We start from the raw sequence: 12333 nt of genomic DNA, 5'->3' as shown, positions 1-12333 counted from the left end.
GTTGGGTTCAGACTGACGCCAAGACGCGGGAACAGCAAGAATGACTTTCTTTAAATCCCCCAAGATTCCGAGCCAAGAAAGCTTTGGCTCGGACTTCTAGCTCAATCCGTCATTTTGGCGTTGACACAGCGCTAGCTGCTGGAACTTGATTGGAATTATTTTCAAAGAAAAGTAAAGATCGCGCAGTTTTGAAGTAAGTGGCCCAATTTTGAGCATCAGGGCGCGATCGCCATTCAGGACGACTGACATCTAATGTCAGGACTGGTGCGATCGCGCCATAATTTTGTACGGACACAATGATGGAAACATCTGTCACCAAGATATCTTGGTCGAAGCTCCTTTGAGCAGCTGCCCTAGCGACCGCTTCCGCTCTCCTGAGAACGGTTTCATAGTTTTCTTCTGGCAAGCGGTCAATAGCTAGATCGACTCTAGCGGTGTAAGCTCGCACAACCTGCGGTGCGATCGCTTCCATCAAAAACCACGCAGGGACAGTAGATATAAGCAAAACTACTAAAGGAATTATCCGGATTCTTCTGGCAATTTGGCTAATAACTGAAAAGGGAGCGAGCGATGATGGTAGGTGAGCAGAAATTTTGCTCATGACCTTCTATCTCCTTAGTAATGATCTGTTATTGAAATTAGGTAAAGGTATTTTCCGGCTAATTAACGTAATAAAAACTACATTCTAACTTAAGATTCAATTAGAATCACCTAGAGTATAAGACATAGGTTAGCTTTGTTTTTTTAGCAAAGCCAACCACAATTTTAAGACCAGCAAACAACAATAACTGACAAAGAGCGGGATGGCAAATTACTGGGCGATCGCGATTGGTATCAATCAATATCAGTTATTTCAACCTTTAAGTTGTGCCCAAGCAGATGCTGAGGCACTAGAAGATTTTTTGGTGACAGAGGCAAGTTTTCTCCCCAAGCACTGTCTAGTGATGACAGATACTTCGCCGCCGATTGGGGATAGATCGACTTACCCGACGAAGGAAAATATTTTGCTGCTGCTTGAAGATTTGGCAGCAACAAGTTGGCAACCGGAAGACTATCTGTGGTTATTCTTTAGCGGCTATGGAGTCAATTACAAGGGCAAAGATTACTTAATGCCAGCAGAGGGCAACCCGGAACTGGTGCAAGAGACTGGCATAGAATTGCGATCGCTAATGCAAAGCCTGCAACTTGCTGACCTGAATGTATTGCTACTACTTGATATCAACCGCGCTTTTGGCACTCAAGCGGATGCCCCCGTTGGTGAAGAAACAATAGAACTAGCCCAAGAGCTACAACTGGCAACAATTCTTTCTTGCCAACCAGAGCAATTTTCCCATGAAAGTAGCGAACTAGGTCACGGATTCTTTACAGCAGCTTTGTTAGAAGCTTTACGTTCTGGTAATGGCAGCAACTTAGCAGATTTAGAAAGCTACCTAAGTCTGATCGTGCCAAAGTTATGTCACCACCACTGGCGTCCTATCCAAAACCCTGCCACGATCATCCCATCAAGGCAGCAAGTAATCTTGCCAAAATTGGCAATGGAAAATGATTTGAAACCAGAAGCGGTGATTTATCCTGAAGAATCTTTTGCTATTGCCCTTGCAGCTCCTCCCCTTGATGATTCCTCTAGAACTTCAGTAGATCGGGGCAGACGGGGAGAAGCTAGTGTGAACCCCTCCCAACAGGTGAAAAGTCAAAAAGTTCAGGAGTCAGGTAGCAAATTAGTTGCCCAGCCAATGGCGGAAACTTCCTTGGGAGTGAATACCAGAGGAAGATTTATCCCCAATTCCTCCAAAGGTTACGTCTCTCGATTGCCAGCAAATCAGCCAAGCATCCCTTTTTGGAAACAGTTTATTTTATGGGGCGGAGGCAGCTTGCTGGTAGCAGGTTTAATCGCCGTAGTTTTTCTCCGTAATCAAGAAACTTTTAGAATTAAGCAAATATCAAGCACATCACCCAATACTAATGTTAGCGATCGCCAGATTGTCGAGAATTTACCAAGCGCTCGCACTCCACCAGTGAGACTCAAAAATCAATCTAGCGCCCAAATAGCCTCTAGTTCCCAGTCAAAAAAGCGAAATCAAGCAGTATTAGACCTGGCGAAAATGTCGCTCAGACAAACTCAGGCGAGCGATTTGAGCATGGCGATCGCTACAGCCCGAAAAATTCAATCGGGTGAACCACTGTACGAACAAGCTCAAGAGAATATTCAGATTTGGAGCCAGATGATTTTAGATTTAGCAGAAGGTCGTGCTAAACAAAGACAGTATGCCAGCGCTATTGCTGCTGCTCGATTAATCACCAAAGACGAAGCCCCCTACGCGAAAGCACAAGCAGCAATTAACCTGTGGCGCTTAGAGGGTAAACAGTATGTGAGTAACAAAACTCTTTTAGATGCAGCTAATGCCTTAATTAAGTCTGAACAGGCATCTACCTATAATCGGGCAATTGAAGTTGCCAAGAAAGTACCAGCCGATCAACCAGGCTTCGATGCAGCCCAAAAATCGATCGATAAATGGAGTGAGAAAATTTTAGACCTGGCCAAGCGTCGTGCCGCCGAAGGAGAACGTAAAGCTGCAATTGCAACCGCGGCTTTAGTGCCAGAGGAAACAGCCGCTTATGAAGATGCTCAGGATGCCATTCAAAAATGGCAAAAGAAATAGTAAAAAAATAATAAAAAATGGTTAGGAGTTAGGAATTAGGAGTTATATTATTGATCCCCGACCTTTTACTCCTAACTACTCACTTTTGACTCAGCACTCAACACTCAACACTCAGCACTCAGCACTCAACAGTACTGCGATACATCTTCGCCACACTCGTCGGCTAGATAGCACAACGCTCGGAAACGTAAACCAACCACTTCTTCGTATAAGGGGTTTAGCTTGCACATGGGTGGGATGTGAAACAAGGTCTTCCCAAATAATTTGACATCGCGCTCAAAGGGGCATTGAGATGGAATTAGTTTGCACAAACGATGAGCTAGTTGGCGATCGCGGACTTGAATGTTTTCTACTCGCTGCCGTAAGGGTTGGAGAATATCCCAGTAAGGCTTGGAAGGAGAATGGTTAAGCTGGGTTGCTTTATGGTCAGTAGTTTCTGCTTGATTGATTGATACCCAGCTAGCCAGGAAAATCTTTTTGGTGGTATTGTCGAATACCTTCATGGTTAACCCTCTGTGTTATTGAGGCTATTCACCTTTTTGATGAATATATACAACGTGGCAACGAACTTTCCCGGAAAAATCGCGTTCTGACTGCGATATAATGTAATACCTGATTAGCCACTTAAGTCAGAACCTAATTTATTACTACGTCAAGTTAATCGCAATTTTCTGGGGATCGGTAGTGTAATATTACGATCTTGTTCATAACTTGACACAGTTTAAATTTTAATAAAGACATCCGTCATTGGATAGGTTTTAGTGTAACATTTACAAACCTTAATACAAGGTCTTTCTGAAAGTATTTTTGCTAAGTATAAACATCAGTAATCCTCTAGAAGGCTTTTTTCCTCTCAGTGTTCCCACTTTCTCACGTAAGTGTGTCCTGTTCATTAATGGCTGAATGCCGTAGAAGCACTGATTTTTGATCGATTAGAATCGATTGCATTTCACAAAAATTAAGTTTGCAGTGGCGATTACTTGCTCAAAATTGGACTCAATAATTTATAAAGAACTACTTAAAAAAGAAAATTTTTAAGTAGTTCTTCTGATAAATAAATATTAAATGTATAAAAAAATGATTTTAGTTTTTTAAGCTAATTCGGTTTAAGCACTGTTGTAATCCCCAGCTTCGTTGTGTCACAAATATTTTAGGCAATTAATCATTAAGTTGCTTTCAACGTAGGCTGAGTATTAAAGACGACTAAAGTATGAAAATAGGTAATCATGTTTACTTTAATTGTGGTGGTTACAGCCATCATGGTATCGACTGTGGTGATGGTACAGTCATCCACTACACAAAAAATCAGGGAAATATTTCTCGTGTTTCTTGGGATTCATTTGCATCTGGAAAAATAGTATTTGTGAGAGAGTATGGTAATTGTGACTTACCTGATGTTGTAATTCAACGTGCCGAAAGCCGATTGGGAGAAAATATTTATGACCTGTTTGGTAATAATTGTGAACACTTCGCTACATGGTGTAAGACAGGTATACATGCAAGCGAACAAGTAAAAAATGCTGGAGCAGCTACAGGAGGAGCATCTGTAAGTGGAGCCGCAGTTGCGGGTAGTATTGGTGTTGTCAGTGCTGCCGGAGCCGCAGCCGGACTAAGTGGAGCCGGGATTATGTCAGGTCTAGCTACAGTTGGTGGAATTGTTGGTGGGGGAGCTGTTGCGGGCATTGGCGCACTTGGTATGGCTCCTGCTGCTATAACAACCCTGGCAATGAATAGTGTTTTAGAAGATAACGAAAATCTCACTAGCGAGGAGCGAGAAGCTCGTGCTGTTGGCAGAACGATGACGACTGTTGGTGCTGCTGCTGGTACTGCGGGAGCCGTTGGTGCTGTTGCAGCCTATGGAACTGTTGCTGGTCTGAGTGCTACTGGAATCACTTCGGGGTTAGCCGCTGTTGGGGCGACAGTTGGCGGTGGTATGGCAGCAGGTGTAGCTATCACAGTTGCAGCACCAGCAGTTGCAGCCGCAGCAGTTGGTTATGGTGCTTACTGTTTCTGGAAATGGATATCAGAATAATAAATCGGCAATTTAGAGACAGTTGGTTATACCCACTATTCAACCTCTATCAAGGTAAATGATTTTTCTCTAACTCTCATGCCAAAGCGCAAAGACGTTCAGAAAAACTCTGCGTCTTTGCGCTTCTGTATGAGATTTTTACCGTAAATTCTACGATGCTACTTGAGCAGCAGTCCGAGTGCGTCGTCTTCTGCCATCAGCAACTTTTACAGGTGGCTCATCAGGGATTTGCATCAACAAAGTCACAGATGGCTGACATTGCAATTCTCGACGGATGGAACGTTGCAATTCTCGTTCTAAAGTACCTTGCAATCCACCCCAGTCTATATCTGCTGCTTCACCTTGCTCAGGAGCAAATTCTGTCCAGCGCACAGAGAGGATTTCTTCAATGCGTTGTTTTACCCAAGTTTGTAACAGTGATCGCTCTACACTTGTTACTACACCGCGGAGGTGAGTTTCTGGTTTTGCCAACAGTTTACCATTCCAATCAATGGCAGCTGCGATCGTGATAATGCCTTCTGAAGCCATGCGTTGCCGTTCTTGCAGGACTTTGGCACTTACCATACCCGAACTAGTAGTATCCACCAATTCAATACCAGATGGCACCTTACCAGCAACACGAATAGCATCTTCAGTCAGTTCGACAATATCACCATTCTGAATAATGATCATATTTTCTGCGGGAATGCCCATACTCTGAGCCGTTTCTGCGTGCTTCACTAGCATCCGGTGTTCGCCGTGAAATGGCACAAAGAATTTGGGTCGAGTTAAGGCAATCATCAGTTTTTGTTCTTCCTGACAGCCGTGACCGGAGACGTGGATTCCTTTATCTCGACCATAGACCACTTTCGCACCTTGAATCATCAATTTATCAATGGTGTTGACTACAGCGATCGTATTTCCGGGAATTGGGTTAGCAGAGAATACTACCGTATCTCCTTGGCGGATTTTAATGTGAGGATGTTCTTTGTTGGCAATGCGGGTCATTGCTGCCATCAATTCCCCTTGAGAACCTGTAGTTAAAACCAGTACTCTTTCATCGGGTAGATTGCGGACGGCGTGCAATGGTTGCAGCAGATTATCTTCACACTTGATGTAACCTAAATTGCGGGCATGAGCAATCAAGTTCAGCATGGAACGCCCGACAACTGTCACTACCCGATTCTGCTTCTTCGCAATATCCAAAATCATATTGATGCGATGGACGCTAGAAGCGAAGGTAGTGACAAATAATCGCCCAGGTGCTTGACTAAACACTCTCTCCAGATTGGGATAAACTGAACGTTCTGAAGGTGTAAATCCTGGTATCTCAGCGTTAGTGGAATCACTTAGCAGGCAAAGAACGCCTTTTTCACCATGTTCTGCTAGGCGTTGCAAGTCAAACTTTTCACCATCCACTGGGGTATGGTCAATTTTAAAATCCCCTGTGTGAATGACTACACCCAGGGGAGTATGAATGGCAACAGTGAAGCTATCAGCGATGGAATGAGTGTTGCGGATATATTCAACTAAAAAGTTTTTGCCAATCCGCACTACATCCCGTGGTAGAACTGTTCTGATTTCTGTGCGATCGCGGACTCCTGCTTCTTCTAATTTACCCTCTAGCATTGCCATTGCTAGTCTGGGCCCATAAATCACCGGAATATCAAATTGCTTGAGATGAAAAGCAATCCCACCAATATGGTCTTCATGACCATGAGTAACGATCATCCCTTTAATTTTGTGGCGATTTTCCCGCAAATAAGTCGTATCTGGTAATACAATATTGACTCCATGCATCGCCTCTGTGGGAAAAGCCAATCCTGCATCTAACAGGATAATTTCATCGTCATACTCAAAAAGACAGGTATTTTTACCAATTTCATGCAAACCGCCCAAAGGAATAATTTTCAAGGCGGAATTATTAGCTTCGTTTTTAGCCATTTTCTCCTTAGATTGTTACTTGTGGTTAATTAAGTTGATAGTTAACGAACTTGTATTTAAGACAACATCATCTGTCTCTTAAGCCAGTCCCAAAGCAATCAAGTTTTAATTGAAGATTTCAATTTTTTATTCAATAAAATCAACTGTAAGACTCAAGGATTCATAGTATATCTATCAGTCCTAGCACAGGTTTTTAAATTGCAACTTATGAACAATTATGATCGTTGTTTATATGTATCTTTGACAAGGAGGAGACTACCAGCATTTAAATAAGTTGGTGGTTAAATTAAACTAAGTTCTTTCAGAACCGCTTCTAATTTTTGACTGACTTCTAAATCAGCTTCACATAACGGCGGACGAGTTGAACCAACCTCCCAACCTTGAAGTCGCAGTGCTTTTTTCACTGGAATGGGATTTGAAGTGAGAAATAGAGCTTTAAACAACGGAAATAGTTGGAGATGAATGTCGCTTGCTACCTCAACTTTTCCCGCACTAAAAGCTTGAATCATCTGCTGTAGTTGGTTTCCTACCAGATGAGAAGCCACACTTACCACACCCTTTGCCCCGATCGCTAACAAGGGCAAAGTCATGTAATCATCACCAGAATAGATGTGGAATTCTTTTGGTGTCAAGCGACGAATTTCGCTTGCCTGATCTATATTACCAGTGGATTCTTTAATCCCGACAATATTGCTAACCTCAGCTAACCGGGCAACTGTTTCTGGCTGAAGGTTTTGTCCGGTACGACCGGGGACATTATATAACAACAACGGTAAGTCGGGACAGGCTTGTGCTATTGCCTTAAAGTGAGCTTCCAATCCCGCTTGCGGCGGTTTGTTGTAATAAGGAACAACTTGTAAGGAACCATGTACTCCTATTTTAGACGCTTTTTGGGTGGCTGCGATCGCTTCTTTGGTGGAATTCGATCCACAACCTGCGATTACCTTGGCTTTTCCGGCCACGGACTGCAATACCTCGACAAACAACTGGTATTCCTCATCCCAACTTAGCGTCGGGGATTCTCCTGTTGTGCCGCACATCACCAATGTATCTGTACCGTTGTTAGCTAGATGCGCCGCCAGTTCTGCCGCTACATCATAGTTGACACTACCATCTGCTTTAAATGGCGTAATCATAGCGGTTAAAACACTGCCAAAATCTCCCACCCTTTTTTCACTCCTGATTACCCATGTTTTTATATCTTGGTGGTTCTTTATTGTAATAACCTATCTGCAAATTGCTTTCAAGTGTCATTAGTCTTTTGTCACTTGTCCTTCGTCCTTTGTTGCTTAACCAATGACAAAGGACTAATGACTAATAGCTAATGGTTTGAGTAGATTTTTCTCTACTAACAACTCGGCGATTTGTACTGCATTTAATGCTGCGCCTTTGCGGATTTGGTCGCCACACAACCATAATTCCAAGCCACAAGGATGAGAAATATCCTGGCGAATTCTTCCCACTAAAACTTCATCTCGACCTGTTGCTTCTATTGGCATCGGAAAATGGTTAGTTCCCCAATCTTCTACCAATTTTACTCCAGGGGAGGAATTTAAAATTTCTCTGGCTTCCTTCGCACTAAAAGGAGTCTCAAATTCTAAATTAATGGCTTCTGAGTGGGCGCGGAGTACGGGAACCCGTATACAGGTTGCAGTGATTCTGATTTGCTGCGTACCAAATATTTTTCGGGTTTCGTTGACCATTTTCATTTCTTCCTCACAATAACCCAAATCGTTTAATGGGGAGTTATGCGGGAATAAATTAAATGCCAATGGGTAAGGCAATATTTCGGCAATCGGTGGCTGTCCTTGTAGTATAGCGCTTGTTTGGGTTTTGACTTCTGCCATTGCCCTAGCACCCGCACCACTAGCCGATTGGTAGGTTGCAGCGACGATGCGTTGCACTGGTTTAACTTTATGCAATGGCCAGACTGCCACAGCCATTAAAATCGTTGTGCAGTTGGGGTTAGCAATAATACCTTGGTGATGCGCTGCGGCTTGAGGATTCACCTCTGGCACTACTAAGGGAACTTCCGGGTTCATCCGAAAGGCACTGGAGTTGTCAATCACCACTGCGCCCTTTTCGACGGCAACTGCTGCCCAAGCTTTGGATGTGGAACCACCTGCACTAGCCAGTACTATATCGACATTTTCAAAGGCGCGATCGCTCACTGCCTCTATTGGTATATTTTCACCTTTAAACTGTAGCGATCGCCCAACACTCCGCTCTGATGCCAATAACTTCAAGTCAGCAACCGGAAAATTACGACTTTCTAATAATTCCAGCAACTCTGTGCCAACTGCACCAGTCGCTCCCAAAATAGCTAAACGATAGGATTTCGACAAACTTGCTTCCTCCTTTAAGATACTTATCTGCAATTTCTTGGAACAATTGACAATTTAGTTATATTTAAATAGCGATCGCAGTCTGGAAATACATTTTTAATAGGTATTATATTTTTCTCTAATTTAGTCTATCTTTAGATATTTAATACATTTATTTTTTTGCTTATTTAATTAAGTTAAATGATATTGCATTTTTAAATAACAGTATATTTATTTTTTTCATCTATTCTAACTATAAATATATATTATACAACAATCCGCCATTTTTATAATAAATGGAGATATCTGCACTTAGGGGTTTAACAAGCATCCTACCTGTAAATAAACAAATGTATTGGCTACAAGCTTGCTTGCCAAGATGATGAATATACTATGATCTAAATCCATAAAGCCAGCACGAGGTCAAACTGAGCGATGTGGTTAAGTAACAGATGCACTCTCGTACCACACACAACTTAATAATAGCTAGATAATAGCTAGACTAAATACTATAACTTTAACCTGAGGTACTAACCACTATTTGAGAACCAGGATATCACGGCATTAGCCCACTGGATAATTAATTACCAAGTTTTAGAGTGAGTCGGGGGTGAAGAAGAGGATAGGTTACAGGGTACACTTTACAGATTTATTCCCTATCAACTGTCACCTCCCCTTAATCCAAATGCCCCATTAACTAAATTGTTATGAAGGTAAAATGTCAAGTCCTTGATAATTGGCAGTAAACTGGATGTTTGCCCCAGGACAAACATCCATCCTTGGATGTCACAAGACCTTTTGGCAAACTCCCATTACCCCTAAGAGACATCAAGCCATAAACGCAAACAATTATTTTATTGCGTTTTGTGTGTACTCGGAGTATAAAATACCAGAAAACTAGAGACGAAGCATGAAAGTCACCCAGGAAAAACTTCCCGCCAGCCAAATTGGTCTGGAAATAGAGATTACGCCGGAAATTACCAAGCAAACTTACGAACAGGTCATTAAAAACTTAGCGAGTACTGCCAATATTCCTGGGTTTCGTAAAGGCAAGGTGCCTCGGCCGATATTACTACAACGGCTGGGTACAACTCGAATCAAAGCAGCGGCGCTGGAAGAACTAATTCAAGATGGTATTGAGCAAGCAGTCAAACAAGAAGCCATTCCAGCAATTGGTCAGCCGCAATTGCGCTCCTCTTTTGAGGATTTGATTAATAATTATGAACCTGGAAAACCCCTGACGATTTCCGCTGCTGTCGATGTAGAACCAGAAGTGAATTTAGTTCAGTACACTGATTTGCAAGCTAAGGCTGAAGAAGTCAAGTACGATCCAGAGCGAGTGGAGAACACTCTGGATAAGGAACGTCAAGAATTGGCGACATTGATTCCTGTGGAAGGACGTGCAGCCCAAATCGGCGATATTGCCGTAGTCGATTTTAAAGGTTCCTTCGCCAGAGTTGAGGGCGAGGACGAAACAGCTGAACTAGAACCGATTCCCGGAGCCGAAGCAACTGATTTTCAAGTTGAATTGCAGGAAGATAAGTTTATTCCAGGCTTTATTTCGGGAATAGTCGGGATGAATCCTGAAGAAACCAAAGAAATTGCGGCGCAGTTCCCAGATCCTTATGCTAATGAAGAATTAGCTGGAAAAGCGGCAACTTTCACCGTGACGCTCAAAGAGTTAAAAGAAAAGGAGCTACCAGAAGTAAATGACGATTTCGCCCAGGAAGTCAGCGATTTTGAAACCTTAGAGGAGTTACGCGCTTCTTTGGTAGAGCAATATCAAAAAGAGGCGGACGACAAAACAAAAACCAATAAGCAGGAAGCCTTGTTAACGGAACTGCTCAAGCACGTAGAAGTTGACTTACCAGCAACTTTGATTGAGCAAGAAGTGGATGCGATGCTCACGCAAACAGCAATCCGGCTGTCTCAGCAGGGATTGGATGTGAGAAAGCTGTTTACTCAAGATATTATTCCGCAATTGCGGGAGCGATCGCGTACTGAAGCAATTGAACGCATCAAACGCTCCTTATCCTTGCGGGAAATCGGCAAACGCGAATCTATCGAGGTAACACCAGAAGAAATCGCAGCCAGAGTTACAGAACTTTTGGAACAATACTCAGAGGAACAGGATGTTGATGAAGATAAACTGCGCTCAATCGTAGAAAACGAACTGTTAACCGAAAAAATCATCGATTGGCTCTTAGAACACTCCTCAGTTGAACTTGTACCCGAAGGTTCCTTGAGTCTTGCGGAGGAAACGGAAGACACAGAATCTGATGCTGATGGTGATACACCTCAGACCGAGGAAGAAAGCAGCGAAGCTTCTACAGAAGTTACAGAAGGATAATAAAAAATCCCACAACCATGAGTTCACCAGTTCTGAGTTAAAGTACTGGTGAAATGGGTAAGGTAAGGGAGATGAGGAAGTAGAGGGAGAAATAACCAATGCCCCATGCCCCATACCCAATGCCCTATAACTCAGGGATGAAGTCAAAATAATTAAAGAATTAATGAATTTTCGGCAAATAGTGACACCTGTTATCACTTGAGCTTGATACTGTGTTACACGAGAGGAAATTATATGAGGCATAATGGTTAACACGTAGCTTATAAAAATTCCATTCGTTGAAAAGGCAGCATCTGCTGCTGAAACATTTGTCCTAAATAATTGTCAAAGAAAGCTTGTATGCTTGAATCGCAGTCGGGAAATTCCCCAATCAGCAACTTAAGTCGAATAAACATTAACTCCCAGTTAAGCAGCCCTAGCAACATCGTGCCGATGGTGATAGAGCAATCTGGTATGGGAGAAAGAGCTTTCGACATCTACTCCCGCCTGCTGCGAGAGCGGATTATCTTTTTAGGAACGCCAATAGATGATGCCGTAGCCAACTCAATTGTGGCTCAATTGTTATTCCTAGACGCCGAAGACTCAGAAAAAGACATCCAATTGTATGTTAATTCTCCTGGCGGCTCCGTCTACGCAGGGATGGCAATCTATGATACAATACAGCAAATTCGCCCTGATGTTGTTACCATCTGTTTTGGATTAGCCGCGAGCATGGGGGCATTTTTGTTGACAGCAGGAGCTGCCGGTAAGCGAATGTCTCTGCCCGACTCCCGGATTATGATTCACCAACCACTTGGTGGCGCTCAAGGTCAAGCCATTGACATTGAAATTCAAGCCAGAGAAATTCTTTACGTTAAGGCTAAGTTGAATCAGTTAATGGCTCACCATACTGGTCAACCCTTAGAAAGACTTGAAGCAGATACTGAGCGCGACTTTTTTATGTCGGCTGAAGAGGCAAAAAACTACGGTTTGATTGATCAGGTCATTTCCAGGCAAAATCTTCCCGTAGCAGGGGAAAACGTCACCATTCTGAAATAAGAGGCT

General features: G+C 42.9%; 9 protein-coding genes. 4 read left to right on the top strand and 5 right to left on the bottom strand.

Annotated features, from left to right (window positions below):
• Nucleotides 1-109: 109 nt before the first annotated feature.
• Complete coding sequence (locus ACM0OX_RS08270; protein WP_414514450.1) at nt 110-601, bottom strand: hypothetical protein; 492 nt, start codon at nt 599-601, stop codon at nt 110-112.
• 202 nt (nt 602-803) lie between these two features.
• Between ACM0OX_RS08270 and ACM0OX_RS08265 the strand changes: the two genes are divergently transcribed.
• Nucleotides 804-2660: a caspase family protein gene (locus ACM0OX_RS08265; protein ID WP_414514449.1), complete on the top strand. Its 1857-nt coding sequence runs from the start codon at nt 804-806 to the stop codon at nt 2658-2660.
• A gap of 125 nt (nt 2661-2785) precedes the next feature.
• Here the strand turns inward: ACM0OX_RS08265 and ACM0OX_RS08260 are convergent, their stop codons facing one another.
• The gene (locus tag ACM0OX_RS08260; RefSeq protein ID WP_099103424.1) at nt 2786-3163 is read right to left on the bottom strand and encodes a Mo-dependent nitrogenase C-terminal domain-containing protein; all 378 of its coding nucleotides are present in this window, start codon (nt 3161-3163) and stop codon (nt 2786-2788) included.
• A 707-nt stretch (nt 3164-3870) separates the two neighbouring features.
• Here ACM0OX_RS08260 and ACM0OX_RS08255 point away from each other — a divergent pair.
• Nucleotides 3871-4692 carry a lecithin retinol acyltransferase family protein gene (locus ACM0OX_RS08255; protein ID WP_334992093.1) on the top strand — a complete coding sequence of 274 codons (822 nt, stop codon included), beginning with the start codon at nt 3871-3873 and terminating at the stop codon, nt 4690-4692.
• A gap of 150 nt (nt 4693-4842) precedes the next feature.
• Here ACM0OX_RS08255 and ACM0OX_RS08250 read toward each other — a convergent pair whose 3' ends face one another.
• From ACM0OX_RS08250 to ACM0OX_RS08240, 3 genes are all read right to left on the bottom strand, one after another.
• On the bottom strand, nt 4843-6615 hold the full coding sequence (locus ACM0OX_RS08250; protein ID WP_414514448.1) for a ribonuclease J: 1773 nt from the start codon (nt 6613-6615) through the stop codon (nt 4843-4845).
• A gap of 281 nt (nt 6616-6896) precedes the next feature.
• Nucleotides 6897-7781 (bottom strand): 4-hydroxy-tetrahydrodipicolinate synthase, encoded by an 885-nt coding sequence (gene dapA / locus ACM0OX_RS08245; RefSeq protein ID WP_414514447.1) that lies wholly within the window; start codon nt 7779-7781, stop codon nt 6897-6899.
• A 141-nt stretch (nt 7782-7922) separates the two neighbouring features.
• Nucleotides 7923-8960, bottom strand: coding sequence for an aspartate-semialdehyde dehydrogenase (locus tag ACM0OX_RS08240; RefSeq protein ID WP_414514446.1), 1038 nt, complete (start codon nt 8958-8960; stop codon nt 7923-7925).
• Nucleotides 8961-9849: 889 nt separating this feature from the next.
• Here ACM0OX_RS08240 and tig point away from each other — a divergent pair.
• Nucleotides 9850-11289, top strand: coding sequence for a trigger factor (tig, locus tag ACM0OX_RS08235; RefSeq protein ID WP_414514445.1), 1440 nt, complete (start codon nt 9850-9852; stop codon nt 11287-11289).
• Nucleotides 11290-11628: 339 nt separating this feature from the next.
• Nucleotides 11629-12327 carry an ATP-dependent Clp endopeptidase proteolytic subunit ClpP gene (gene clpP, locus ACM0OX_RS08230; RefSeq protein WP_069071412.1) on the top strand — a complete coding sequence of 233 codons (699 nt, stop codon included), beginning with the start codon at nt 11629-11631 and terminating at the stop codon, nt 12325-12327.
• The last annotated feature ends 6 nt before the right edge of the window (nt 12328-12333 follow it).

The sequence above is a fragment of the Nostoc sp. PCC 9305 genome (genome assembly GCF_963920915.1).
Lineage (GTDB): Bacteria > Cyanobacteriota > Cyanobacteriia > Cyanobacteriales > Nostocaceae > Nostoc.
The sequence above is the reverse complement of the archived record's forward strand: the minus strand, read 5'-3'. Positions and strand labels throughout refer to the sequence as shown.